Here is a 25138-nt window from a genome sequence, read left to right as displayed (position 1 = left end):
CTAAGAAGGCGGGAAAAGGGGAGCGGCGGCTTTTTGAGATTTATACCTGCTGAGCTTGCTTGCGCAGCTGGCGGCGCAACTCGAACATGCGCCAGCCACCCACCAGCGCCATGATGAGTGCTCCGCCAATGGCGAAGATGAGGAAAGCAATTCCGGCAGGGAACTCACCGGACCAGCCCAGGAAGTTCATGGGAACCTCGTGCTGGTTTTGCATGATGAAAACAATGAGAACAATCAGCAGCAGGAAACCTACGATGAGCGCGATCCACGTGCTGGCTGCGAAAGATCCCTTGGCCTTGCCAGAAGGCTGGGTGGAGTGAGAAGTAGAGTCAGAGACCGTCGGCTCTAGGTCAGAACCGGTCTCCGGTGCAGAAGTGTTCATCTCCGTCGAGGAGAGGTCTGCGTCGGAAGAAGAAAAGTCATCTGCGGGGTAATTCGGATTTGTCATGCATCCATTATTTCTTTAAACCTGTCGATTATGCCACTTGGCATGGCTTTCAATTGGAAAAACCCACGCAGACCGTGGAAAGATGGGCAACACTATGGCTCAACCAGTGAAACTTAACTTCTCCGCCCCGCGCCGCGGACTTCCCCCTAAGCACTTCGCGGACCTGACCGAAACCGAGCGTATTGACAAGCTCGCAGAAATTGGCCTGCCTAAATTCCGCGCAAAGCAGCTGGCTAAGCACTATTACGAGCACTATACCGACAATGTAGAGGATATGACCGATATCCCCGCCGGCAAGCGTGAAGCAGTTAAGGAAGCCTTCTTCCCTGAGCTCATGCAGCCTATCCGGACTACTTCCACGGATGACGGCGAGACCACTAAGTCCCTGTGGCGTTTGCATGATGGCACGCTGCTGGAGTCGGTTCTGATGCGCTACCCAGGACGCGCCACGTTGTGTATTTCTTCCCAAGCCGGCTGCGGTATGGCCTGCCCGTTCTGCGCTACCGGCCAGGGCGGTCTAGACCGCAACTTGTCCACGGGCGAGATCGTTGAGCAGTTCCGCCATGCTGCAGCCGCGATGGCAGCAGAAGGTGGCCGCCTGTCCAACGTGGTCTTCATGGGCATGGGTGAGCCACTGGCCAACTACAAGCGCGTGGTGCAGGCCGTGCGACAGATTACCGGCCAGGATGGTGCCGGCTTTGGTCTTTCCCAGCGCAACGTGACCGTGTCTACCGTGGGCTTGGCACCGGCAATCCGTAAGCTGGCGGACGAAGATTTGGCCTGCACGCTCGCCGTTTCCTTGCACACTCCGGATGATGAGCTGCGCGATGGTCTCGTGCCAGTCAATAACCGTTGGTCCGTCGATGAGGTGCTCGATGCTGCGCGCTATTACGCGGATAAGTCTGCTCGCCGCGTGTCCATCGAGTATGCCCTGATTCGCGATAAGAATGACCAGGATTTCCGCGCGGATATGCTGGGCCGCAAGCTGCATCAGAAGCTGGGCTCCAAGGTTCACGTCAATGTCATTCCGCTGAACCCCACGCCGGGCTCGGAGTGGGATGCGGCCCCGCAGGACCGCCAGGACGAGTTCGTGCGCCGCGTACAGGCCCAAGGCGTTCCTTGCACGGTGCGCGATACCAAGGGCGATGAGATTGCGGCAGCGTGTGGTCAGCTCGCAGCGGATGAACGGGAAGATAAGTCCGCCTAACTGATAACATTGGCGGATATGATTATTCCGAATTATCCACCGCTTGCAGATGACCCCACCGCGCAGGCCTTTGCCGTGCGCGGTCTGAATAAATCTTTCGCTGGACGCCCCGCGGTGTCGAATTTGAGCCTTGACATTCCGCGGGGCTCTATTTATGGCATCGTCGGCCCTAATGGCGCTGGCAAGACCACCATGCTGACCATGGCGTGTGGTCTGATGCGCCCCGATAGCGGTGAGGCGTTCATCGCTGGGCACAATACGTGGCAGGAACCGATTGCGGCTAAGGCGGCGATGGGCCTGCTCATTGATGGCGCTCCCGTCTTTGACCGCTTGTCTGGCCCGGAGTACCTGTTTTATCTCGGCGCTTTGCGCAGCATGAACCAAGCCGAGGTGGAGCGCCGCAGCGCACAGCTGCTGGATGCCCTGCAGCTTGCCGACGCCGCCGATAAACCCATCGCGGACTATTCCGCCGGCATGACTAAGAAGATCCTTTTGGCAGGTGCGCTCCTGCATAACCCAGAGGTAGTGATCCTCGACGAGCCTTTGGAAGCGGTGGACCCAGTCTCCGGCCAGCTCATTCAGGAGCTCTTGCGCGCCTATGCCGCCCGCGGTGGCACCGTAATCCTGTCTTCACACGTTATGCAACTGGTGGAGGGCTTGTGTGATCATGTAGCCATTATCGCGGGAGGACAGGTGCTATCTGCTGGCCACGTCGAAGAGGTGCGCCAAGGCGGTAGCCTGACGGATGCCTTCATCCACTTTGCCGGTGGGAGTGATTTTGATGCGGGCTCTTTCGACTGGCTGCGTCGTGAAGGCGGCGAGCCGCAGCGCGGGGAAGGGGAGGCGTAGGCGCAATGACTTCGACGCTCCTCAAGCTGCACCGCACACTGTGGGCGCGCAATCTCAAGGCGAATGCCGCGGCGGTCATGATCCCTATCTGCCTCTTGCTCTATGGTCTCATCGGCCTTGCGTCGCTAGGAGCTCTTGCCGCGGCAGATATCTCCATCGGAACTGGAAAAATGCAAGCGCTGGCCGTGGCACCTGCTGTAGGCACGCTGGCCTTTATCGTTATTACCCTCATCATGCCCAGCGGGGAGAATCAGCTTTCTGCCCGTGAGCTTTCCGCGTTGCCGGTGCGGTTAAAAGACATCACACCGGCGCTTGCTATTGCCTCAGTGCTCAATCTGCGCGCTCCAGTATCAGTCTTGCTCTCCATCGCTTATGCGGTGGCGGGAAGTGTGATCTTGGCGGCCAATGGCAAGGCATTGTTCATCGTGCCCTTCTGCCTGGGCATGCTCTTTGCCCTAGTACTGACGCTGGTTTTAGTGGACCTCGCGGTCTATGTCGGGGTTACTGTCGCGGAGCTAAGCTCGACCACCCTCAAAGTTTTGGGTGCGCTGGCGGTGTTCTTGCTCATCTTTGGTTCGAATCGGCTTGCGTCCCTCGCGGGCTCGGACTTCCCATTGGGAACTGTGGGCGAGGGTCTGGCTTGGACGCCTGTAGGTGCACCTGTGGGCTGGGCGCTCGCGCTCGCCCAAGGCGAACCAGTAGTAGCCTTCTTGCAGTTTCTCATCGCCGCGGCGTCGCTGGGCGCAGCCATCTGGGCGTGGCACCGGTTGCTGCGCCTGCAATTCGAGCGCCGCGCACTCTTGTCTCCGAAGCACCAACGCCGCGAAAAGGCGAAAGGGATTAACCGCTTTTCCTTGGGCTCCTTTTCCTATCGCGGACCAGCTGCGATGGAATTTACGCGCTCGTTGCGCTACATCTTCCGTGACTCCCGCCTTATCGGAACCATCATCATGCAGCCGATTCTGGCAATCGTCTTTATCATTCAAGGCTTTACTACTGATTCCGTCATGCCGTCTATAGGAGTGCTATTTCTGGGACTCTTCGGCGGAATTGTAGCCACAAATGATTTTGGCTATGACGGTCCAAGCCTGTGGGTAAAGATGGCCGCACCAGTTCGTCCGCGCACGTTTCTCTACGCGCGGCACTGGGCGCACTTGGCGCCCACAGCCATAACTTTCGTCCTCTCGGCGGCGGTGCTTTTCGCGGTGAGCGCCGACAAAGCGCTCACCGGGTGCTTGATGGTGGTCGCACTGGGAATTTTCATTTCTTCTGCAGGATTGTCATTGCTGCTATCCACCTTTAATCCCTTTGCCACCGCGCGGCCCGGTGGCAGTATGTGGGCAGATAAATCCGGCTACTCGGCCGGTGCCTTCTTAAGCGCCATTTTGAATTTGTTTATTGGCTGGACGCCGATTATCCCTGGCGTCATTCCAATGGCCATCGGCTACGGCTCGAATATGGTACTGGTTGCGCTGGGGTTTATCCTCGTCATCGCGGTTCCAGTTGCGTGTTATATCGTTGCCCTCCGGGTAAGCGGAAAACGCGTGGACAACTCCCTGCCTGAGATTTACGCCAAGGTGGGGCACTGGGTGTCTTAATCCTCCGGCCCCCGCGACAGTGGCCGCATTGCGGCCCTCTCGGGGTCGCGGTTGAGGCCGTGGGGGCTGGGAGTGGGGCCTAAACGACAGGATGTGTTGGTGAGGAGGAGGGGCGTCGCCAAGCGGAGGCATAAAGAAACCGCCGACCTTCGCGGGGAAGGGCGGCGGTAGCTAAAGCGTACTAAAAGCTTAGAGCGTGTACTTGCCGGAGGAAACCGGGGTGGCGTTGTTGGTGCCTGGCTCAACGCGCAGGTGAGAAACGCGGGAAGGCTCAATGTTGAGCGCGCGCAGCTGGGAATCGGTCAGCTCGGCGTATACGCCGGTGTTGGTCTTCTGGTCGTAGACCCAGTCCGGCTCCTGGTGGCCCACCGGCTGGTTGCGGGCGGTCACGGTGCGGACCTGGTGCAACTTAGGCTGGAAAGCGTGGATGAGCAGGCCAACGGCGATCAAGATAGCCAAGGCAATGAGCCAGATGGTCTCAACGTGGCCCTTGTGGTTACCAAAGTTGTAGGCAAGCAGGAACAGGACAGAGATCCAACCGGCGATCTGTACGCCAGAGCGGCTGATGCGGGACCAACCGAATCCTGCGGATGGGACGTCCTCAGTAGAAACACCGTCAAATACCTGCGGTACCGGCTTGTGGGAAGACACTTGCTCTCCTTCGCTTCTGCGTGTGTCCGTCTGTGCGATGGGCATGCGGGCACACCAATGCCATTTGTCTGCTACACATTCTAAAACATCGCACCTGAGATGGCGATTAAACACCCCCGTCGCAGTGCGGCGTACCTGGCGCGCACGCCCAATGGTGGTGGGCGCTAGGGTGGAGGCGTGACTACTCAGCGAATACTCATTCTTGGTTCCACCGGTTCAATCGGCACGCAGGCTCTGGAAGTCATTGCGGATAATCCCGATAAATTCGACGTCGTGGGAATCGCTGCGGGTGGCTCCAACCCGCAGCTCATCATCGAACAAGCCCGTAGCCTCAACCTTTCGTTTGACCACGTTGCCGTGGCCAACGAGGCCGCCGCCGCCGAGGTGTCGGCCGCTTTAGGCGGTTCGGTCTTGAGTGGCGCCGACGCTGCAGAGCACCTAGTGCGCTCGGCCCCGGCCGATACGGTACTCAATGCCTTGGTGGGGTCTTTGGGGCTCAAGGCCACCTTGGCCACTCTGGAGATGGGCGAGTATTTAGCCTTGGCCAATAAGGAATCCCTCGTGGCGGGTGGCACGCTGGTTACGCAGAAGGCGCGCCCTGGCCAGATTATCCCTGTTGACTCGGAGCATTCCGCCATGGCGCAGTGTCTGCGTGCCGGCGAGGAGGGGGAGCTGGATAAGCTTGTCCTTACCGCCTCTGGTGGCCCCTTCCGCGGTTGGTCGCGCGAAGAGATGTGGGACGTGACCCCTGAGCAGGCAGCGCAGCACCCTACCTGGTCCATGGGGCAGATGAATACCCTCAACTCTGCCACCCTCATTAATAAGGGCCTGGAGCTGATTGAAGCCACCCTGCTCTTTGACATCGCCCCGGAGCGCATCGACGTCACCGTGCACCCGCAGTCCATCATTCACTCCATGGCCACCTTCAAAGACGGCTGCACTATCGCTCAGGTCTCGCCGCCGTCAATGAAGCTGCCCATTTCGCTGGCGATGAATTGGCCGCACCGCGTACCAGGCGCCCAGCCGGCCTTGGACTTTGCGCAGGCGCATGACTGGCGTTTTGAGCCGCTTGACGATGCCGCCTTTCCCGCTGTCAACCTCGCCCGCCGGGCCGCGGCCGAGGGAACAGGGGTCATCTACAACGCCGCCAATGAGGAAGCAGCTGCCGCGTTCTTGTCTGGGCGCATCCATTTCCCGGAGATCGTGGACGTCGTGGGCACGATCCTTGATTCCGCATCCGAGTTTGCTGGTGTAGTCTCTAGCCTCGATGAAATCCTCGCGGTAGAAGGCGAGGCGCGCAGGCGCGCGAATGCGCTGATTGATTCGCTGGCTGACTAGAAAGCTTTCACACCATGGCAAACTTGCTGGGCATTGTGTTTTTCGCCCTCGGCATCGGGCTTACCGTAGCGCTGCACGAAGCAGGCCATATGCTCACCGCGCGCGCCTTTGGCATGCGCGTGCGGCGTTATTTTATTGGCTTTGGGCCGCGCCTATTTTCCTTCCGGAAGGGCCATACCGAATATGGGCTTGCGGCCTTCCCTGTGGGCGGGTTTTGCGATATCGCTGGCATGACGGCTCAGGATGAATTCCTCACCGAGGAAGAAGAACCCCATGCGATGTATAAAAAACCGTGGTGGCAGCGCATTATCGTGATGGCCGGCGGCATCGGTGTCAACCTGATTTTGGGCTTTGTCATCCTCTACTTTGTGGCGATGACGGCCGGCCTGCCCAATCCGGATGCTGATGTTCGCCCGCGCGTGGGCGAGGTGACTTGCTCGGCCAATCAGAAGCCGAACCAAGAGCTAGAGACGTGCACGGGTAAAGGCCCCGCTGGAAAGGCCGGCGTGCAGGAGGGCGATATTATTGTGGCCCTCGATGGCCAGAAGCTGGATTCTTTTACCCAGCTGCGCGATGAGGTAATGCAGCGCCCCGGCGAGACCATCACGCTGACGGTTGAGCGCGGTGGGGAAGAAAGGGACTTCACAGTCCACCTCGATACGGTCAAGCGATTGAACCACGACGGCGAGCTAGTGGATGCTGGCTCAATTGGGCTGAGCAATCAGCTTATCGATGTCGTCGAAAAGCACGGCGCCGTCGACGCCCTGCCAGCAACCTGGCGCTTCAGCACCTACTCGCTGGAAGCCACGGTTGACGGTCTCAAGCAATTCCCCGGCAAAATTCCGGGTGTGGTGGCCTCCATCTTCGGCCACGAACGCGAGGCCGATGGCCCGATGTCCGTCGTCGGCGCTTCCCGCGTGGGCGGCGAATTGGCGGAGCGCTCCCTGTGGTCGATGTTCTTTATGATGCTGGCCACCCTGAACTTCTTCCTCGCGCTTTTTAACCTGATTCCGCTGCCGCCTTTTGACGGCGGACATATCGCCGTCATCATCTATGAAAAGCTGCGCGATGGCATCCGCAAAATGGCGGGCAAGCCAGCTCTGGGCCCGGCCGATTACACCAAGCTGATGCCGGTGACCTATGTGATGGCCGCGCTGCTGATGGGTGTTGGGGCCATCGTGATCGTCGCCGATGTGGTCAACCCCATTCGGCTATTTGGCTAGCCGCCGCAGCCCCCGCTGCGCGCACTTCAGGCATAAAGCAAGCAGTGCTAGAGTGGGGGCGTTAATCACCCACCGTATGTAATTACTGTGCTTCAACAAGGAGAATTCATGTCGACCCCCATCGGTCTAGGAATCCCAGACGGCCCACCACCAGTCCTGCACCCGCGCCGCAAGACTCGTCAGCTGCAGGTGGGCCCGGTCGGCGTCGGCTCTGACTCGCCCATCTCGGTGCAGTCAATGACCAATACCAAGACGCACGACATTAACGGCACGCTGCAGCAGATCGCGCAGCTGACCGCTTCCGGCTGCGATATCGTGCGCGTGGCTTGCCCTAAGCCCATCGACGCGGAGGCACTTCCGGCCATTGCCAAGAAGTCTCCGATCCCGGTGATTGCGGATATCCACTTCCAGCCGAAGTACATCTTCCAGGCCATCGACGCTGGTTGCGCCGCCATCCGCGTAAACCCAGGTAATATCCGCGAGTTTGACGGCCGCGTGAAGGAAGTTGCTAAGGCCGCAGGCGATGCCGGCATTCCCATCCGCATCGGCGTGAATGGTGGCTCCTTGGACAAGCGCCTACTGGAAAAGTACGGCAAGGCCACCCCGGAGGCACTCGTCGAGTCCGCTATTTGGGAGGCTGGCCTCTTTGAGGAGCACGGTTATGGCGATATCGCTATTTCCGTTAAGCACTCCGATCCGGTTCTGATGGTGGAGGCCTACCGCCAGCTGGCGGAAAAGACTGATTACCCGCTGCACCTTGGCGTGACCGAGGCCGGTCCGAAGTTCATGGGCACCATCAAGTCTTCCGTGGCCTTCGGTGCACTGCTGGCAGAGGGCATTGGCGATACCATTCGCGTGTCCCTGTCCGCCCCGCCGGTAGAGGAAATCAAGGTGGGCGACCAGATTCTGCAGTCGCTCAACCTGCGCCCGCGCAAGTTGGAAATCGTCTCCTGCCCGTCCTGCGGCCGCGCCCAGGTGGACGTTTACAAGCTGGCAGAAGAAGTTACCGCCGGCTTGGACGGCATGGAGTTCCCGCTGCGCGTTGCCGTGATGGGCTGTGTTGTCAACGGCCCAGGCGAGGCCCGCGATGCCGATCTCGGTGTTGCTTCTGGCAATGGCAAGGGTCAGATCTTTGTTAAGGGCGAGGTTGTTCGCACCGTGCCGGAAGACAAGATCGTGGAGACCCTCATTGAAGAGGCCATGCGCATTGCCGATGAGCAGGGTATGGAAGCCGTGGAAGGCGCCAAGGCTGAGGTTCGCGTAACCCAGTAATTCACCCACTTTGAGCAGACTGCCCCGCACTTCGGTGTGGGGCAGTCTTTTTTGGCGCTTGCGCTGCTAGAGTGCCAAGACATGAAGAAGTTGGTCGCGCTGGTTGCAACTATCACGCTCGCCTCCACCAGCGTGGTTGCCTGTACGCCGAAGCCGGTTTCCGCGGAACCGGTGGCGGAGGAATTCCTCCAGGGGATGGAGTCCCGGAATAATGACGGTTTAGCCGCGCTTACCGACGCCCCCTCGGACGCCACCTCCGCTCTCGATGCCACCTACTCCGGCCTGCAAGCCGAGGGGCTCGACATGGAGCTTGAAGGCGTGGACCAGGATGAGAACCTCGCCACGGCGAACTACAAGGTCACCTGGGACCTGCCCAAGGACCGCACCTTGAGCTATGACACGCAGATGACGCTGACCAAGACCGAGGATGAATGGACGGTGCGGTGGAAGCCGAGCCTTATCCACCCCGACCTGGGAGCAAATCAGCACCTGGAACTGCGCGCGCTGGAGGCAGAGCGCGCCAGCGTGGTTTCTTCCAACGGGGTGGAATTGATGAGCCCGGGCCTGAATTACCGGCTGGTGGTAGATACCAGCTCGCTGGATGATGTGCGGCCCACCGCTTCCAAGATCAGCGGCGCACTTGCTGCCGCCCATCGCCAGGATGACTCCATTGCGGAGATGGATGCCAAGGATCTGGCCAAAAAATTGGAGGATGCAGACGGCTCCTTTTCCGTGACCATGTTTACGGAGGACCAAGCCAAGGCCGTGCGCCCCAAGGTGGAAGGCATAGACGGCGTGCGCCTCAATGAAGAACCGGCTCTGGTCACCCGCGACCGTGGGCTGGCACCCGATCTGATGTCGCGCGTGCGCTCCGCGGTCCAAGATGAGGTCGATGGCCAAACGGGCTGGTCTATTTCTGTGGTCAATGAAAATGGTGCGGCGCTCTCTGATGTGGAAAAGCACGACCCTGATGCGGCGCCATCGATCAAGGTAGGTCTGGACTACGACGTGCAGCGTGCCGCGCAGGAGGCGGTCAATGAGCGTGCCGATTCCCAGGCCATGCTCGTAGCCATTCGGCCCTCCAATGGCGATATCTTGGCCGTCGCCCAAACCGAGAAAGCCGATGAAGACGGTGATGTAGCCTTACAAGGTCAGTACCCGCCCGGCTCGGTGTTCAAGATTCTCACCGCTGCGGCCGGCGTAGAAAAGCAGGGGCTTAATACCGATACCATCGTTCCGTGCCCTGGCACCATGGATATCTTTGGCCGCGTGGTGACCAACTACAACGCCTTCGCCCTAGGTAGCGTTCCGCTCAGCCAAGCCTTTGCACAATCGTGCAACACTACCTTCGCGGATATCTCCACCAAGCTTAAGCCTGGTGAGTTGAAGGATATGGGCAAAAAGTTTGGCTTCGGCGTGGAATACGAAATCCCGGGCCTTACTACCATTACCGGTTCCATTCCGGAGGGCAAAGAACCACTCGAGCGCACCGAATCCGGTTATGGCCAGGGCTACGACTTGGCTAGCCCTTTCGGCATGGCGCTTGTCTCTGCCACGGTAGCTAATGGCAAGACGCCAACACCTACGCTGATTGAAGGCCATGAGACCAAAGCCTCCGATAAGCCGCAGCAGATTTCGAAGCCTGTGCTAGATAACGTCCGCGGCATGATGCGCCAAGTGGTTACTAGCGGTACCGCACGCAGCATGGCAGCGGGCGGCACGATTTACGGCAAGACCGGTGAGGCCGAGATTAACGAGGGCTCGCACGCCTGGTTTACCGGTTACCGGGAAGAAGACGATATCGCCTTTGCCACCCTCGTGGTTTTGGGCGGCGGCTCCGATGTCTCGGTCAATATCACTAGCAACTTCTTGCAGAAGGTCGATGACTACCGGTCCGGACCGCACGAGGGTGCGGCTCCGCCGGCCGAAGGGTAGACGTAGACTCAGAGCTGGAGCTATGGCCCTGTCTTTTGACCCCGGCCGCTGCATTATGGGCGCAGAGGACTACCATGGGAAACCATGAGTAATCGAGGAAAGCTAAAGCCAGGCAAGCCCACTCCGATCCTCACCGTGCCGGAGAGCATCGAGCGCCCAGAGTACGCGTGGAAGGACGAGGTGCAGGAGGGCATTGGCGAGCCCTACGTCCAGTCCCCAGAGGTTATTGAGAAGATGCGTGAGGCCTGCAAGATTGCGGCCAACGCCCTCAAGGAGGCTGGCAAGGCCGTACAGCCGGGCGTGACCACTGATTATGTAGACCGCGTTGCGCACGAGTACATGTGCGACCATGGCGCTTACCCGTCTACGCTAGGCTACCGCGGCTTCCCCAAGTCCAGCTGTGTATCCCTCAATGAGATTGTTTGCCACGGCATCCCGGATACCACGGTGATTGAGGATGGCGACATCGTCAATATCGATATCACCGCTTATAAGAATGGCGTCCACGGGGATAATAACGCCACCTTCCTCGCCGGTAATGTCTCCGAGGAACACCGCCTGCTGGTAGAGCGCACCAAGGAGGCCACGATGCGCGGCATCAAGGCCGCAAAGCCCGGCCGTGAGATTAACGTCATTGGCCGCGTTATTGAGTCTTATGCCAAGCGCTTTGGCTACAACGTCGTGCGCGATTTCACCGGACACGGTGTTGGCCCAACCTTCCACAACGGTCTTGTTGTCCTACACCATGACTCGACTGTGTACCGCGACATCCTTGAGCCTGGTATGACCCTGACTGTTGAGCCGATGATTAACCTTGGCTCCTTGGACTACGAAATTTGGGATGACGACTGGACCGTCCAAAACACCGACGGCAAGTTCACCGCCCAGTTTGAGCACACCCTTGTTATCACCGAGGATGGCAACGAAATCCTCACCATGCCGGACGAGGACTAAAACTAGTTAACAAAGGCCGCCTCCACACGACCCTCGGCAGGGAAGTGGAGGCGGCCTTGTGCATGCTTGCCGATGCCCCGCGTGTGGCAATCCTTCTGCCTCAGGAGTGAACCGGCGTATAGCAAAAGGGCCTCGTGCTAAGAACGAGGCCCCGTGTAAGCCCTAGCTATCTAGAGCCAATCTTTAGCTAGCAATTAGCGGAAGATTGGGTCCAGAACGTGAGGGATGAAGCCGTTGTATACGGCGTAGTTGTAAGCACCGATCAGGGCGCCGATAGCGGAGGTGATACCCAGAGCAACGGTGCCGTCGCGCCAGATCTCGCCCCAGCGAGGGTTGTTCTCGCCCTTCTTCTCGCCCAGAAGGTCGTGGCCGGTTACCTGCTGATCCTTGTCAGCGTTAGCACCGATCTTGGAGGACAGGGTCGGGTACTCGCCCTTGTCAGCCTTGGTGTCCTTGATGACGGAGGAGAGGTTCTCGCCCAGGGAAGCACGCTCGTTGGTGGTGTCCTCAGCGGAAGCGACAGCTACGCCGCCGAAAGCGACGGTAGCAGCGGTAGCAGCAGCAACGGCTGCAGTGCGGAAGTTACGCATTGTGAAAATTACCTTTCGGAAGTTTTGATGAAGCCGTATGGCTGTTGCTTAGAAGGAAGGGCCGTGGTTGATGAAGTTGACGACCGGGCCGATGACGCCGCCCAGAACAGCACCGATGCCGCCCAGGATGGTCAGGGAGTACAGGACCTTAGCCCAAACCGGCTGCTCGGAGAAGTCCTTGGAGGAACCGAAAATCTTGGTGCCGTCAGCTGCCTTCTCACCCTCGAGCTTCAGGTCCTGGTCAACCTTGTTAGGGAAGCTCTGGCCCTCGGAGGAGGAGCCCTGCTGGGAGGAGCCCTCGTTGGTTGCAGGAGCGGTCTGAGCGGCGTCGGAAGAGCCCTCAGCTGCTACGGCAACGGTGGTGCCGCCGAAGGCAACTGCGAGAGCGGTTGCGCCAGCGATTGCTGCATTGCGGATACGCATATCAAAATTCCTTAAAAGTCGTACTTGCAAGGCTTCCGCACTGGGAAACCAAAGTGTTATTGAATACACAGGCGGTATTCATAAACACGCGGTAGCCGTGTTCGTATCGGCTCGAGCCGGTGTCCCAAGTGAATTTAGTAAAACTCCCGTCCTTTTGCACGTCAAAGACTGGAATTTCAGCGATTTAATTAATTTGGGCCCCTTTATGGTGGTGAATTGCCTGAAATTGTGAATGGGGCTTCCTTGGTGTGAAGTGGGAAAACGTCCTAAACCCTGGGAAGAAACTGGAGGAGTGTGAGAAGGATCACGTAACAGTTCACTTATTCCACTCCAGTCCCAAAAGGGCATTTTCCACTACTTCCGGCAGCGCAGGGTGGATCCAATATTGGTTGCGAGTGAACTCCCGCATGTCCAACTTGTAGGCCATCGCGGTAATCAATTGCTGGATCAAGGTTGAGGCCTGCGGGCCCATCAGGTGCGCGCCGAGAAGCTGCCCAGTCGCGCGGTCTGCTACTAGCTTGCAGATGCCGGTGTGATCTTCCATGGCCCAGCCGTAGGCAACATCGCCAAAATTCTGTACCTTGACGGTGACGTCGAATCCTTGCTCCCGTGCTTGCTTTTCTGTCAGGCCGACGGTGGCGATTTGTGGATGGGTAAAGATGGCGGCGGGGACATTGTCGTGGGGCAGTGGGCGGAGATCTTCTGGGTGGAGCAGGTTATGCTGCACTGCGCGTGTCTCCGCATTGGCTACGTGCTTGAGCATATATGGAGAAGAGACATCGCCAAGCGCCCAAACACCCTCGGCGGTGGTGCGGCCGAACTCGTCGGTGCTCACGCGGGCGTCGGCAAGCAGTTCAATGCCCGCCTTGTCCAGATCCATCTGATCGCCGTTTGGGGTGCGCCCAGTAGCAACCAGAATCGCTTCTGCTTCCACGGACTCACCATTGTCGAGCTCCAACCGCACGCCCGTGTCAGTCTCCTCGAGCTTGGTGCCATTGGCTATGCGCACGTCGAAGCGATCGCGAGCAATCTGGTTGAAGCGGCTAGATAGGTCATCATCCAGGTGGCGTAGCAAGGTCTCGGAGCGATTGACCACGGTGACCTTGGTGCCGAGGCCGTCAAAGACATGGGCAAACTCCATGGCGATATAGCCACCGCCTACCACGATGAGGCTTTCTGGCTGGTGGTCCATGCGCATGATGTCTTCATTGGTGTAGTACTTCACGCCCGAGTTGGCATAGACCTCCGGAATGACCGGACGGGAGCCGGCGGCAATGACGATCTGGTCGCCGCTGATGACATGCTCGCCGGTCTGAATGGTCTTCGGGCCGACGAAACGGGCGTGCTCATCAAACACGGTAATGTTCGGGGTTTCTTCGCCGCGACGGTACTGTTCGCCGCCCTGGGCAATCTGGTCGATGCGGTTGGTAAAGACCCGGTCCACGATGGAATCCCAATCCACGCTAGTGACCTGAGCATCAAGGCCGAGCCGGCCGGCCTCGCGCGCCGCTAGGGCAATATCGGCGGCGTAGACATACATCTTGGTGGGAATGCAGCCTACGTTGAGGCAGGTCCCGCCAAAGGTGCCCTTTTCAATGATGGCGATTTTCCGGTCATCAAAATCCGGGCTAGGGATGGAGTTTCCGGAGCCAGTGCCGATGATGATGAGGTCGAAATGTTCCTCGGCAGCGGGCGTGTGGGACTGGTGTGAAGTAGTCACGTTTATTCCTTATATATAGGGGCTTAATTACTGAGTAGATTGTGGGGTTTCTAGGACGGTGGGCAGCCACTTGTCACAGGCGTCAAAAGCTTCTTGGAGCGGGTCCGGAAGCGATAGGAACACATCGTGCCTAGCCCCCTTGATGGGATGCAAGGTGTAGTGGGCACTAAGTTCCTTTGCCCAGCGCCGCGTTTGCGCAACGTCGATGATGACATCTGCGTGGTTCACGCTGTCGGAGTAAGGCTGACCCAATTGGGTGCGAGTGGACTGCAGCGTCAAGATGGGGACACCGGCATCAACGCGGCCGCTGTGAATAGCATCAAAGCCGTGGAATACCGCGGCTATCCAACCGACATATTTCTTATGGCCCGCCAGTGGCTTAAAGCGGAGGTCAAAATTCCATTCGCCGTAGAAATCCTTATGCACGGACTCGCCGTAAGCAGTGAGGTTGCCACCAGGCAGGGGAGTCATGGGGGCGATGCGGCCCAATGTGTAGAGCAGCGGCTTGAGGGGAGTGAGGACCTGGCCGGGCACGCCCATCATGTCCAGCCATGGACTATTAAGGATGAGGCCCGCCAAGCGTTGGTGGCGTTCTTGGTCGGTTCGGCGCAGATGATCCATCCACAGCGGGGCGATCAAGCCACCGGTGGAGTGGGCGATGAAGATGACTTCATCATTGGGGATCGCATCAAGAGCGGCGGTGAGGTCTGTAAAGTACAGCGCCAGGTCCGAAGCATAGTGCCACGACTGGCCCGAGCGGCGCGAGCGGCCGCACTTGCGCAGATCGATGGCATAAAAGTCATAACCCTCGGCGGCAAAGTGCTCGGCTACGTGGGTGTGGAAGAAATAATCGGTCATGCCGTGTAGCCACACCAGTGCCGGGCGAGACGGGGCGGCTGACTCACGTGCAGTATCGCCCGCATGCTCCGGCGCGTAGTGCACCAGGGTGGTGACCACGTCGCCCTCGCCATCGGGGTCTGTACCCAAGTCAATGGTGGCAGCTTCATAGTCAGGGCCAAGCTTGTCTGGGCCCCATACCGGGGAGTGTGTAACCATGCCTCGATTCTAGGTGCAACGAAGAATTTATGGTGCTGCCGGTGGGGTGTAAATAGTGGGGGCGGAAATTCCCACATTTTCGCCACTGGTCTGGGGGAGAAATCCCAAATTGGATGAGAAAAGCGTAGAGTAAGGCCTTAATGCGTGACGCACTGCCAGGTTGTCATAGTGCAGCGATGGTGGCGCGGGGCGCTAAGCGCTAAAAATCAAGGCGTAGACCGCGCCGATGGATATCTATTTTCAATTCGAAGAGGTAATAACACAGTGTCCTCCGCTAAGAAGACAGCACAGGTTGTAGACGAGGTCGATGTAGCACTAATCGGTGCTGGCATCATGAGCGCCACCCTGGGTGCTATGCTCCGCGAGTTGGAGCCCAGCTGGACCCAAATGGTCTTTGAGCGCCTCGATGGCCCCGCATTGGAGTCCTCCTCCCCGTGGAATAACGCCGGTACCGGCCACTCCGCACTGTGCGAGCTGAACTACACCCCGGAGAAGAACGGCCGCATTGATATCTCCAAGGCTCTGGGCATCAACGAGAAGTTCCAGAAGTCTCGCCAGTTCTGGTCCCACCAGCTCAACAACGGTATTCTCACCGACCCGAGCGAATTCATTAATCCGGTTCCGCACGTGTCCTTCGCACAGGGCGAAATCCAGGTGGATTACCTCAAGCGCCGTTATGATGTGCTGAGCGAGAAGCACATGTTCCCGGGCATGCAGTTCTCCGCGGACGATTCCGATTTTGCTGAGAAGCTGCCGCTGATGGCGAAGGGCCGTGACTTCTCCAATAAGGTGGCCATTTCTTGGACCGACGCTGGTACCGACGTCAACTTTGGCGCGCTGACCAAGCAGTTCCTGACCGCAGCTAAGGCTTCCGGCACCGAGATCCGCTACGGACACGAGGTCATCGACATCAAGCGCGATGGCTCCGCGTGGAAGGTGTACTCCAAGAACAAGCACACCGGTGACATCACCGTAGTTAAGGCAAAGTTCGTCTTCGTTGGTGCTGGCGGTTACGCCCTGGACCTGCTGCGCAAGGCAAAGGTGAAGGAAGTTGCCGGTTACGCAGGCTTCCCAGTATCCGGTCTGTGGCTGCGCTCAAAGAACCCAGAGCTTATCGAGCAGCACCAGGCTAAGGTCTACGGCAAGGCTGCCGTGGGCGCCCCACCAATGTCGGTGCCGCACCTGGATACCCGCGTGATCGACGGTGAGAAGGGCCTGCTCTTCGGTCCTTACGGTGGTTGGAGCCCGAAGTTCCTGAAGAAGGGCACCTACCTGGACCTGTTCAAGTCCATCCGCCCAGACAACATCACCTCTTACCTCGGCGTTGCCGTGCAGGAGTTCGGCCTGACCAAGTACCTGGTCGATGAGGTGCGCAAGAGCTTCTCGGACCGCGTGGAAGCCCTGCGCGAGTACGTACCGGAAGCAAAGGAAAGCGACTGGGAAACCGTTATCGCTGGCCAGCGCGTCCAGGTGATTAAGCCTGCTGGTGCCCCGCAGTTCGGTTCCCTCGAGTTCGGCACCACCCTGGTGAATAACCAGGAGGGCAATATCGCCGGCCTGCTCGGCGCTTCCCCGGGTGCATCCATTGCCCCGGCCGTCATGCTGGAGCTGCTGGAGCGTTGCTTCGGCGAGCACATGATTGATTGGGCAGACAAGATTCGCGAGATGGTTCCGTCTTATGGCATCAAGCTGCGCAACGATGAGAAGCTGTACGACGAGATGTGGGAGTACACCCAGAAGACCCTGAAGCTGGACCGCTAAGAGCTAGCTTTCGGCCTCACAAACCCTCGCACCCCCTTCGTGCCGGTGCGAGGGTTTCGTGCGTCCTAGGCAGGTAATGGCAGCCCTAGGTGCCGCAGTAGGTGAGGTAGCCCTCGAGACCATTAGGATCCGGCGATTCGAACGTGGAGTTGGGCTCCCACGGGTGGGTGACCGCGTGGAGGAGCTCCTGATACGGGCCCATCTCCCCGCGTTCGGCAGCATCCAGCGCGGATTCTACAGCGAGGTTGCGCGGGATGACCCGCGGCATGGCGCTATCGACGCGGGAAGGATCGGGCGAGGAGGCAAGGTAGTCATCCAAGAAGTCTCCCTCGGCAAAGAGCTCGCGGGCGAGGGTGGGGTGGCCCGCGGCGGCGTCGGCAAGAGCGCGGTGAGCCAGCGTGATATCTGGGCCGTTGAGCTGCATGGCAGCTGCATAGGAAGAAGCGACTTCTAGAGAGGTATCCAGAGCCTGTGCTAAATCTGCTCTGCGCTGGTCCTCAAAGCGGTCGCTAAAGCCGGTGATGGATTCCTGAGCAAAGCTCATGGCCTTATTCATGTCCAAATCAAAAAGCGGCAGGAGGGATTCTGCCAAGCGGGCCAGGTTCCATCGCAGAATGGAGGGCTGATTGCCAAAGGCATAACGGCCCTGCCTATCGATGCTGGAAAAGACCGTGGCGGTCGAATAGGCCTCCATAAAGGCACAGGGGCCATAGTCAATGGTTTCGCCAGAGATGGTGGTGTTATCCGTATTCATCACGCCATGAATAAAGCCCAAGCGCATCCAGTGGGACACGGTGCGGATCTGCGCATCCATCACCTGGGTGAAAAATTCCTGGTAGTCCGCGCCAGGGTAGTGGCGCGCAATGGCATAGTCGGCCAACTGGCGGGTGTAATCCGTCTGCGCGGCTAGGTGAAAGGTGCCGACGCGGATATGGCTGGCTGCCACGCGTACCACAATGCCGGCCGGTTGCACGTGCCCGCGCTGAATGGGCCGGCCGGTGGAGATAACCGCCAGCGCCCGGGTGGTGGGAACACCCAAGGCATGCATAGCCTCAGAGATTAGGTACTCGCGCAGCATGGAAGATAGCGTTCCGCGGCCATCGGACCCGAGGCGGGAAAAGGGAGTAAGCCCAGTCCCTTTGGCATGGAGATCCCACAAACGGCCGTCCTTTTCTACCTCGCCTAAGAGCATGGCCCGGCCGTCTCCCATCTGCGGGTTAAACGCACCGAATTGGAAGCCGGAATAGGCCATAGCGTGGCCGCCTGCTCGGCCGGTAAGGAAATCTATGCCCTCGGAGGAGCGCAGCCAGTCCGGGTCAAAGCCCAACTGACTAGCCAGTTCCTCGTTCAAAATGACCATCTCTGGGTTCGGCTGCTCCTCACCCTCGGTGGGGCGAACCAAGTGGGGGAGCTTCTGAGCAAAATCGTGGTGTAGCTGCATCTAAACCTCCAGTGTTCCGCGCACGCGAATCTGGGCGCGACCGCCTACCCAAATATCCGTGCCGTCATCGTTGATAAATACTTCGCCCGCTCGGCCTATCTGGCTGCCTTGTGTTGCGGTATAACGCGCCGGCACCAAGTTACGCGAGCGCATAAACTGCGCGGCGCCGCCATTGAAAGAACCGGTGACTGGGTCTTCGAATTGCGTGGTAAAGGCCCGAACCTCATAGGCCGACTCACCCTCTGCGGCGTTGGGATTAAGGCCCACTACGCCGACCTTGGGGCGCTCGGATCGAGGCTCAACCGCGCGCACCGCCGCGGCATCGCGTAATTGCAGCAGGCGCCAGCCCGGGCCATTGTCCACCCAGCCATGGTCAACAATATCCGCGCTATCTAGCCCCAGCCCACCGCAGGCCTCCTTCAGATCCGCCGGGCTTAGCGGTTCATCGCGGCGCAGCGGCGGGGTAGCAAAGGACAAGACTTCGCCCTCTTCGCGGACGGTTACCAAGCCCACGCCGCATTCTTGGACGATAGTTCCCTCTGTCTGCGGGTTATTGCCTAGCGCCCGCCACGCGGCAGCGCTGCCCAAGGTGGGGTGGCCGGCAAAATCAAACTCCTCGTACGGGGTGAAAATGCGCACGCGGTAGTCCGCGCGGGCGTCGTGAGGCTCGAGCAAGAAGGTGGTCTCAGAAAAGTTGGTCCAGTTCGCGATTGCCTGCATTTGCTCGGTACTTAGGCCGTCGGCGCCCGCGATCACCGCCAAGGCATTGCCGTTAAAGGCACCCGTGGCAAAAACATCAACCTCAAAGAACTCGTGGTGCATGCCCGCCAGTCTAGTCAGCCCCAGGGATGAGGACTAAAGCTTAGCGCCTGCGCTAGCCTAGAAAGCCATGAAGAAGCTATGGCCCGATGCACTTCGCGCGTGGGTAGGCCCACCGTGGAGAATTATCATTCCGCTGTTTTTCTGGGGGGCTTCGGTGCCGGCGGCAGAAGGTGTTATTGATAGAACTTCGCTTTTCCAGGAGCTGGTTCTCGTACTTTATACAGTCGTTATTCCACTAGCACTCTGGCTACACCCCAAGCTCAGGGAATATGCCATCGGGGTCACTGCTATCACGCTAACGGTGTGCATCTTTACCCCGCTTGCTGCAATGGGCAACGCTCACTTTTTCCCTTTGGCTTACTGCGTGTTTCTGATAGGAGCACATTCACCCAAACGACTACAGCGAATCTGGATAGGGTGGATTGCCTTTGGCTCCTTGGCGGCCACCGCAGCGGACCTATACGGGCGGAGGATTATCAGCGGCATCGATTTTGGCCTCGAAGACACCACTGTTGGCCCGCTTCCTGCCTTCGCCTCCGTCGTCATCATCGCGTGGCCGGTCATGGGCTTTTTCTTCCTGCTTGGCACCAATGACCGCAAAAAGCGCGAGGACCAGCAGCTTCTGATTGAACGTGCGGAGATGGCCGGCGCGGTAGAGCGCAACCGCATCGCCCGCGAAATGCATGACATTGTGGCGCATAACTTAGCGGGCGTTATCGCTCTTGCCGACGGCGCCCGGTTCGCCGCCGCCAAAAATCCCGCAGCGGCCACAGAAGCCTTAGAAACCATCGCCTCTACCTCCCGCGATTCCCTCAAACAGATGCGCGGATTGCTCTCCGTGCTGCGAGATGGAGATTCCCGCGCCGATACCAAGGCGCCCGGCGCGAGTGATATCGCAGGACTCATCTCGGAAGCCCGCCGCAGCGGTTTCGATATCACCGTGCACGGGCTGGAGGACCTGCCGACCGAAAGCGACGAGCTCTATCAGTTCACCGTCTACCGCGTGGTGCAAGAAATTTTGACCAATATGCTCAAGCATTCCCGCGATAAAAGGGGAGTGCTGCGCTTTCGCTCTACTGGAAGCGGCCTAGTATTGAGCGCCGATAACCCGGCCGCACGCACGCCGGACAATCACGAGCCCGGTTACGGGCTCATCGGGATGAGCGAGCGCGTTAGGGCCTATGGCGGCAGCGTTGCTACCCGCACAGAGGACGGACACTTCTTTATCACCGTGGAGGTACCCAATGACTAACTCTGAGCAGCCAGCAAGATCGCATGCCGCTCCCATCCGCATTGGCCTAGTAGATGACCAGCCCCTCGTGCGCGCCGGGTTCGCCATGCTCCTTGGCTCCCAAGAGGATTTAGACGTTGCCTGGCAGGCATCCGATGGCGATGAAGTCCTCGACCTCGCCCGCGCGCAGCCTGCCGATATTGTGCTCATGGATGTCCAGATGGCCCGCGTCAATGGCATCGCCGCCACCGAAAGGCTGCTGCCGGAATTCCCGGATACCCAAGTCATTATGCTTACCACCTTCGATGACCAGAACTTTGTCCACGGCGCCATTTCCGCCGGGGCTTCTGGATTCCTGCTCAAAGACGTCGAACCGGAGGAACTCCTCGCCGCCATTCGCACCGTACATTCTGGCGAGGCCGTCCTTTCACCGCGCATTACCGCACAGGTGCTGCAGCAATTGCGCAGCGGGCAGTCCGCGTCACAGCCCGATTCACATGCCACCCCCGTTGCGGCAGCAGCTACCGCCCCTCCGGCAGAAGATCTCACGCCACGCGAGCTAGACGTCCTCAAGCTAATGGCACTGGGGTATTCGAATACCGAAATCTCCGAGTGCGAGTTCGTCTCCATGGCCACGGTCAAGACCCACGTACGCCATATCTTGACGAAAACCGGCTCGCGCGACCGCGTGCATGCTGTGCTCTACGCCCTTACCCATGGCGTGGTCTCGGTGGAGGAACTGCTGTCTCATCCCTAGGTATGACCTGCTAAATCACTCCCAAGGATGGTTACTTTGTGCCGGTCAGGCGGCACGATGGGAACCATGCTCAAAGTTTCACACCTTTCCAAGAATTTCCGTTCCTTTAAAGCAGTAGATGACCTCTCCTTCGAGGTTCCTGACGGTCAAGTCACCGGCTTCCTCGGACCGAATGGTTCCGGCAAATCCACCACCATGCGCATGTGCGTGGGGCTGGAGAATCCGACTTCCGGCACCGCGACTTTTGATGGCACGCCTTTCCGTGAACTGTCCAATCCCGCCACCATGGTGGGCACCTTGCTGGATGCGAACTGGTTCCACCCGGGCCGCAGCGCCCGTGCCCACCTGGGCTACATGGCCGCGCTGCAGGGCGTGTCTATGAACCACGTGGATGACACCTTGGACCGCGTCGGCCTAACTCAGGTAGCCACTAAGCGCGTGGGCGGCTATTCGCTAGGCATGAAGCAGCGCCTGGGCCTTGCTTGTGCGCTTATCGGCGAGCCGAAGCACTTGCTTCTCGACGAACCCGTCAACGGCCTCGACCCCGAAGGCGTGCACTGGATGCGTGCCCGCATCCGCGAATTCGCTGAGGCCGGTTGCTCCGTGCTGGTTTCCTCCCACCTGCTTTCGGAAATGCAGCTCACCGCAGACCGCCTCGTGGTCATCGGCAAGGGCAAGCTGCTGGGCGAGGGCACCGTGGAGGAGTTTGTCAATGGCACGGGAGGCGCAAGCCTCGAGGTAATTGTGGACCAGCCCGATGAACTCCTGCGCCTATTGCACGGCACCGATGCGGAAACCTCCTTTGACGGTGAAGTCCTGCGCGTGCGCGGCCTCGAAGGCTCCGACATCGGCCGCATCTGCCTGGATAACCGCATTCTTATCTCCAGCTTGGAACGCAAACAGCCCTCCCTAGAAGAGGCCTACCTCGGCGCGACCGCCGACCACGTGGCCTACCGCTCCGCCTAAACGCACAACCCAACCTTTAAGGACAGATTTCTATGAATACTGTGGTTTCAGAATCCCGCAAGCTCTTTTCTCTTCGCTCTACCTGGGTCTACCTCGCCATCGTGGCACTCGGCATGACCGCCGGCGGCGTGCTTACGGCTTGGGGCTATGACTTCAACGGCACCGCGGACGGCAAGTTTCAATCCAGTGATGTCTTGGCAGCTAGTGACCTCGCCATGGTGGTGATGATCTTTGCATCTGCGATGATGGTCGGAGGTGACCTAGGAAAGGGAACCGTTGCATGGTCTTATCTTTCCTCCAACCGCCGCGTTGGCATAGTGCTCAGCCAATTCTTAGTCATCCTGGTATCACTCTTGCTCGCTGCCACGCTGGGTATAGCTGTGGGAACCTTGCTGATTGCGGCACTCGGCGGCGATATTGACTTCACAAGCTTTCACCAGTGGCCGGATTGCAACCGAGTGGTGTTTGCTTACCTGGAATGGGCCGGCTTTAGCCTGCTGGCTATGGGGTTGGCTTATCTCTTGCGTAGCGGCACATTTGCGGCGATGATCCTCGTGGTGGAGTTCTTTGTTCTTGAAACTGCGCTTATGGCATTTGACGCTTCGTGGGCAGAAGCGTTGTTGAGCTGCCTGCCCTTCGCCAATATGCAGACCTTGGTCCTGGGTAGCGATTTGGGCCCCTTGGACCATTCCCGCGGTGTGTCTGCTTTGATTCTGGGCGTCACGCTGGCAGTCTGCGTCGGCGGTGCGTGCGCAGTGTCCCGCCGTCGGTCCGTCGCCAAATAACTCCCAGAACTAACTACGCTGGTGGGCATGAGTGATGCACTTTTTGCCCGCATAGAACCTATCCAGACCATGCGGGATGGCACGGTCAAGCAGGTCAACCCGTTCTCCGGGACCGAAGTGTGGACCGTGCCGGGCCGCGGCAACCGCCCGCTGTCCACGCCAGTGGCTAACCCGCAGCCACTGCAGGAAGAAGACTTCACCCACCGCTGCGCCTTTTGTTCAGGGCGCATGACTGATACCCCGCCGGAAAAGGCCCGCATCCTGCCGTCCGGCGGGATTGTGCGTGGATTGCCCTTGAGCGAATACGGCCACACCGTCCCGGCCTTTCGCCGCATTCCAAATCTGTTTGAAATCGTCTCCTTTGACTATTGGCACGCCAACTACGGCTTCGACATGGATGCTGAGACCCGCCAACGCATGGACAACTACCTTGCAGATCCTGCCGGCCGTGAACATGTGCTCAATATCGTGCGCACGAAGCGAAAGGCAGCGCACCTGCCCGAGGCAAGCGACGAGGAACTTATAGAACAGGCGGCGGGCTTTTTCGCAGGTGGCCACGACGTCATCGTGGCGGGCCGCCATTTTGAGCGCGGTGCACAGGATGATTCCCAAGTGGTATCTTCCGGCACCCTCAGCGCCGAAGAGCACCTGCTCTTTATGCAGCTGACTATTGACGCCATGCGCGACCTCTACGAACGCAACCGCTACGCACCCTATGTGGTGGCCTTCCAAAATTGGCTGCAGCCAGCCGGCGCCTCCTTTGAGCACCTGCACAAGCAACTCGTTGCCATCGATGACCGCGGCATGGCCTCCCACCGGGAGGTACAGATGCTGCGCAGCAATATGAATATGTACAACGAGTGGGCGGTGGACTATGCCGCTAGCCGCAACCTCATCATTGCGGAAAACGACCATGCCGTCCTCTTCGCCGGCTTTGGGCACCGCTATCCCACCTTGGAGGTCTACTCCAAGTCCGCGACCTGCGAGCCGTGGCGGCAGTCGGAAGAAGAAATCCGCGCCATGAGCGACCTCGTCCATGCTGCCCACGCTGCTGTCGGCCGCGAGGTTCCCTGCAATGAGGAGTGGCACCACAAGCCTGCCGATGTCGACGTCGCTCAGCCATGGCGCATTCTCATCAAGCTCCGCATTTCTACCCTTGCCGGATTCGAAGGCGGCACCAAGATTTATCTCAACACCATCTCGCCCTGGGATCTGCGTGATAGGGTAGTTAGCCAGCTTTATTCCTTGCGCGAGTCCGGACATGTTGCCCGCTCGGTCCGCGTGGCTACCGAATGTTCGGTACAGCGCAATAGCCTGCTGTATAACCCGCAGCTGCGCTAAGCGGGCAGCGTTGGGCTCAGCGCTTGACGACGAGCGTAAGCTCACTCGACCCAGGCCCCGGCTCCTCAACGGTCATACCCGCGGCGCGCGCGATGGCGGCAACGTCGGCGGCGCTATAGGCGTCGGCAGGCGAGAGCGCTAACTCGCGGGCTAACAGGCCCTTGAAGTGCTTATTGAAGTGGCTGACCACCTTGCGCGAACCATCGTCCTGCAGGCTTTCCACCCGTACCGTTACCGCATCCTTTACCCGGCCGAGCTGCTGGTAAGTGCCCGAGCGCAGATCGACAATAAGCTCGTCCACTCCCTCGAGCGCCTGCGTAATCTGCTTGCCCCAGCGCGACTTCATGGTGCGGCCGCCAAGCTTCGAGCCACCCGAAAGCCGGTAATGCGGAATGGGGTCGCTGGCGCGGAGGACGCCAAAGAGGGCATCGCCAATAGCAAGGCGATCCCACGTGGGCAGGGAAGGGGCATCCAAGGCATCAAAAAGCACGCCGGTATAGCGCAACACGGCTGGCATGGTGGGGGTGGTGAAAAGCCCCTGGTTGGATTCGGCCTCACCGCGCAGCTTTTCCGAAAGCTTCAATACTTCCATGGCCTCGTCTACCGGAAGAGACTGCAGCTCAGCGGCAATTTCGCGCCGGGTATCGTGCAGTTCTGGGAAGGATAGCCGCTCAAAGTCAAGGGGCTGTCCCGTACCGCCATGAGCCTTAGTTTCTGAAGGAGGGAGGATAATGAGCATATATACAGGGTAGCGGGGTATATTTTTGTGC

General features: G+C 59.2%; 23 protein-coding genes. 14 read left to right on the top strand and 9 right to left on the bottom strand.

Features of this window, described 5'->3' with window-relative positions; all coding sequences use genetic code 11:
• Window positions 1–40 precede the first annotated feature (40 nt).
• Complete coding sequence (locus tag BJ985_RS03905) at window positions 41–448, bottom strand: LapA family protein (protein WP_179386649.1); 408 nt, start codon at window positions 446–448, stop codon at window positions 41–43.
• 94 nt (window positions 449–542) lie between these two features.
• Between BJ985_RS03905 and rlmN the strand changes: the two genes are divergently transcribed.
• The 3 genes from rlmN to BJ985_RS03890 are packed head-to-tail and all read left to right on the top strand — an operon-like array spanning window position 543 to window position 4102.
• Entirely contained in the window at window positions 543–1655 is a 1113-nt protein-coding gene (rlmN, locus tag BJ985_RS03900) for a dual-specificity RNA methyltransferase RlmN (protein ID WP_034668468.1), read from the top strand.
• A gap of 18 nt (window positions 1656–1673) precedes the next feature.
• Complete coding sequence (locus BJ985_RS03895) at window positions 1674–2504, top strand: ABC transporter ATP-binding protein (RefSeq protein ID WP_005325217.1); 831 nt, start codon at window positions 1674–1676, stop codon at window positions 2502–2504.
• Window positions 2505–2509: 5 nt separating this feature from the next.
• A complete protein-coding gene (locus BJ985_RS03890) occupies window positions 2510–4102 on the top strand; it encodes a hypothetical protein (protein WP_179386648.1) in 1593 nt (530 codons plus the stop codon).
• 189 nt (window positions 4103–4291) lie between these two features.
• On the opposite strand, the gene BJ985_RS03885 is transcribed toward BJ985_RS03890, so the two are convergent.
• Window positions 4292–4798, bottom strand: coding sequence for a DUF2631 domain-containing protein (locus BJ985_RS03885; protein ID WP_179386647.1), 507 nt, complete (start codon window positions 4796–4798; stop codon window positions 4292–4294).
• A 132-nt stretch (window positions 4799–4930) separates the two neighbouring features.
• On the opposite strand from BJ985_RS03885, the gene dxr reads away from it, so the two are divergent.
• From dxr to map, 5 genes are all read left to right on the top strand, one after another.
• Entirely contained in the window at window positions 4931–6091 is a 1161-nt protein-coding gene (gene dxr, locus BJ985_RS03880; protein WP_150850637.1) for a 1-deoxy-D-xylulose-5-phosphate reductoisomerase, read from the top strand.
• A 14-nt stretch (window positions 6092–6105) separates the two neighbouring features.
• Window positions 6106–7314, top strand: coding sequence for a M50 family metallopeptidase (locus BJ985_RS03875; protein ID WP_179386646.1), 1209 nt, complete (start codon window positions 6106–6108; stop codon window positions 7312–7314).
• Window positions 7315–7422: 108 nt separating this feature from the next.
• On the top strand, window positions 7423–8586 hold the full coding sequence (gene ispG, locus BJ985_RS03870; protein WP_179386645.1) for a flavodoxin-dependent (E)-4-hydroxy-3-methylbut-2-enyl-diphosphate synthase: 1164 nt from the start codon (window positions 7423–7425) through the stop codon (window positions 8584–8586).
• 81 nt (window positions 8587–8667) lie between these two features.
• Window positions 8668–10521 carry a penicillin-binding transpeptidase domain-containing protein gene (locus BJ985_RS03865; protein WP_179386644.1) on the top strand — a complete coding sequence of 618 codons (1854 nt, stop codon included), beginning with the start codon at window positions 8668–8670 and terminating at the stop codon, window positions 10519–10521.
• Between the two features lie 84 nt (window positions 10522–10605).
• The gene (map, locus tag BJ985_RS03860; protein ID WP_179386643.1) at window positions 10606–11475 is read left to right on the top strand and encodes a type I methionyl aminopeptidase; all 870 of its coding nucleotides are present in this window, start codon (window positions 10606–10608) and stop codon (window positions 11473–11475) included.
• A 194-nt stretch (window positions 11476–11669) separates the two neighbouring features.
• On the opposite strand, the gene BJ985_RS03855 is transcribed toward map, so the two are convergent.
• The 4 genes from BJ985_RS03855 to BJ985_RS03840 form a co-directional block, all read right to left on the bottom strand.
• The gene (locus BJ985_RS03855; protein ID WP_179386642.1) at window positions 11670–12065 is read right to left on the bottom strand and encodes a hypothetical protein; all 396 of its coding nucleotides are present in this window, start codon (window positions 12063–12065) and stop codon (window positions 11670–11672) included.
• 48 nt (window positions 12066–12113) lie between these two features.
• The gene (locus BJ985_RS03850) at window positions 12114–12488 is read right to left on the bottom strand and encodes a hypothetical protein (protein ID WP_179386641.1); all 375 of its coding nucleotides are present in this window, start codon (window positions 12486–12488) and stop codon (window positions 12114–12116) included.
• A 316-nt stretch (window positions 12489–12804) separates the two neighbouring features.
• Entirely contained in the window at window positions 12805–14208 is a 1404-nt protein-coding gene (gene mtr / locus BJ985_RS03845; protein ID WP_179386640.1) for a mycothione reductase, read from the bottom strand.
• 27 nt (window positions 14209–14235) lie between these two features.
• Entirely contained in the window at window positions 14236–15264 is a 1029-nt protein-coding gene (locus tag BJ985_RS03840) for an alpha/beta hydrolase (protein ID WP_005328696.1), read from the bottom strand.
• 264 nt (window positions 15265–15528) lie between these two features.
• On the opposite strand from BJ985_RS03840, the gene mqo reads away from it, so the two are divergent.
• Complete coding sequence (gene mqo, locus BJ985_RS03835; protein ID WP_005325195.1) at window positions 15529–17025, top strand: malate dehydrogenase (quinone); 1497 nt, start codon at window positions 15529–15531, stop codon at window positions 17023–17025.
• An 85-nt stretch (window positions 17026–17110) separates the two neighbouring features.
• On the opposite strand, the gene BJ985_RS03830 is transcribed toward mqo, so the two are convergent.
• Window positions 17111–18466, bottom strand: coding sequence for a protein adenylyltransferase SelO family protein (locus BJ985_RS03830; protein ID WP_179386639.1), 1356 nt, complete (start codon window positions 18464–18466; stop codon window positions 17111–17113).
• A complete protein-coding gene (locus tag BJ985_RS03825; RefSeq protein WP_005325193.1) occupies window positions 18467–19288 on the bottom strand; it encodes a PhzF family phenazine biosynthesis protein in 822 nt (273 codons plus the stop codon).
• Between the two features lie 364 nt (window positions 19289–19652).
• Here BJ985_RS03825 and BJ985_RS03820 point away from each other — a divergent pair, with 364 nt between their 5' ends.
• The 5 genes from BJ985_RS03820 (at window position 19653) to BJ985_RS03800 (ending at window position 24368) form a co-directional block, all read left to right on the top strand.
• A complete protein-coding gene (locus BJ985_RS03820) occupies window positions 19653–20540 on the top strand; it encodes a sensor histidine kinase (protein WP_236587096.1) in 888 nt (295 codons plus the stop codon).
• Window positions 20533–21276: a response regulator gene (locus BJ985_RS03815; protein WP_005325191.1), complete on the top strand. Its 744-nt coding sequence runs from the start codon at window positions 20533–20535 to the stop codon at window positions 21274–21276. The genes BJ985_RS03820 and BJ985_RS03815 overlap by 8 nt, the downstream gene beginning before the upstream one ends.
• Before the next feature lie 66 nt (window positions 21277–21342).
• Window positions 21343–22242 (top strand): ABC transporter ATP-binding protein, encoded by a 900-nt coding sequence (locus BJ985_RS03810; RefSeq protein WP_179386638.1) that lies wholly within the window; start codon window positions 21343–21345, stop codon window positions 22240–22242.
• Between the two features lie 32 nt (window positions 22243–22274).
• Window positions 22275–23027 carry an ABC transporter permease gene (locus tag BJ985_RS03805; RefSeq protein ID WP_005325189.1) on the top strand — a complete coding sequence of 251 codons (753 nt, stop codon included), beginning with the start codon at window positions 22275–22277 and terminating at the stop codon, window positions 23025–23027.
• Between the two features lie 27 nt (window positions 23028–23054).
• Complete coding sequence (locus tag BJ985_RS03800; RefSeq protein WP_040425276.1) at window positions 23055–24368, top strand: DUF4921 family protein; 1314 nt, start codon at window positions 23055–23057, stop codon at window positions 24366–24368.
• 16 nt (window positions 24369–24384) lie between these two features.
• Here BJ985_RS03800 and yaaA read toward each other — a convergent pair whose 3' ends face one another.
• Window positions 24385–25107 carry a peroxide stress protein YaaA gene (yaaA, locus tag BJ985_RS03795; protein WP_179386637.1) on the bottom strand — a complete coding sequence of 241 codons (723 nt, stop codon included), beginning with the start codon at window positions 25105–25107 and terminating at the stop codon, window positions 24385–24387.
• Window positions 25108–25138: the final 31 nt, after the last annotated feature.

The organism is Corynebacterium tuberculostearicum (genome assembly GCF_013408445.1).
GTDB classification, from domain to species: Bacteria; Actinomycetota; Actinomycetes; order Mycobacteriales; family Mycobacteriaceae; genus Corynebacterium; species Corynebacterium tuberculostearicum.
This window is presented reverse-complemented; position numbering and strand designations above follow the sequence as displayed.

Bases quoted from the DNA above. Each gene is read 5' to 3' on its own strand.
- BJ985_RS03875 (WP_179386646.1), top strand. From the start codon at position 6,106: ATGGCAAACTTGCTGGGCATTGTGTTTTTCGCCCTCGGCATCGGGCTT.
- BJ985_RS03800 (WP_040425276.1), top strand. From the start codon at position 23,055: ATGAGTGATGCACTTTTTGCCCGCATAGAACCTATCCAGACCATGCGG.
- BJ985_RS03825 (WP_005325193.1), bottom strand. From the start codon at position 19,288: ATGCACCACGAGTTCTTTGAGGTTGATGTTTTTGCCACGGGTGCCTTT.
- BJ985_RS03895 (WP_005325217.1), top strand. From the start codon at position 1,674: ATGATTATTCCGAATTATCCACCGCTTGCAGATGACCCCACCGCGCAG.
- BJ985_RS03855 (WP_179386642.1), bottom strand. From the start codon at position 12,065: ATGCGTAACTTCCGCACTGCAGCCGTTGCTGCTGCTACCGCTGCTACC.
- BJ985_RS03890 (WP_179386648.1), top strand. From the start codon at position 2,510: ATGACTTCGACGCTCCTCAAGCTGCACCGCACACTGTGGGCGCGCAAT.
- BJ985_RS03830 (WP_179386639.1), bottom strand. From the start codon at position 18,466: ATGCAGCTACACCACGATTTTGCTCAGAAGCTCCCCCACTTGGTTCGC.
- BJ985_RS03905 (WP_179386649.1), bottom strand. From the start codon at position 448: ATGACAAATCCGAATTACCCCGCAGATGACTTTTCTTCTTCCGACGCA.
- ispG (WP_179386645.1), top strand. From the start codon at position 7,423: ATGTCGACCCCCATCGGTCTAGGAATCCCAGACGGCCCACCACCAGTC.
- yaaA (WP_179386637.1), bottom strand. From the start codon at position 25,107: ATGCTCATTATCCTCCCTCCTTCAGAAACTAAGGCTCATGGCGGTACG.
- BJ985_RS03815 (WP_005325191.1), top strand. From the start codon at position 20,533: ATGACTAACTCTGAGCAGCCAGCAAGATCGCATGCCGCTCCCATCCGC.
- rlmN (WP_034668468.1), top strand. From the start codon at position 543: ATGGCTCAACCAGTGAAACTTAACTTCTCCGCCCCGCGCCGCGGACTT.
- BJ985_RS03885 (WP_179386647.1), bottom strand. From the start codon at position 4,798: ATGCCCATCGCACAGACGGACACACGCAGAAGCGAAGGAGAGCAAGTG.
- BJ985_RS03840 (WP_005328696.1), bottom strand. From the start codon at position 15,264: ATGGTTACACACTCCCCGGTATGGGGCCCAGACAAGCTTGGCCCTGAC.
- BJ985_RS03805 (WP_005325189.1), top strand. From the start codon at position 22,275: ATGAATACTGTGGTTTCAGAATCCCGCAAGCTCTTTTCTCTTCGCTCT.
- map (WP_179386643.1), top strand. From the start codon at position 10,606: ATGAGTAATCGAGGAAAGCTAAAGCCAGGCAAGCCCACTCCGATCCTC.
- BJ985_RS03850 (WP_179386641.1), bottom strand. From the start codon at position 12,488: ATGCGTATCCGCAATGCAGCAATCGCTGGCGCAACCGCTCTCGCAGTT.
- BJ985_RS03865 (WP_179386644.1), top strand. From the start codon at position 8,668: ATGAAGAAGTTGGTCGCGCTGGTTGCAACTATCACGCTCGCCTCCACC.
- BJ985_RS03810 (WP_179386638.1), top strand. From the start codon at position 21,343: ATGCTCAAAGTTTCACACCTTTCCAAGAATTTCCGTTCCTTTAAAGCA.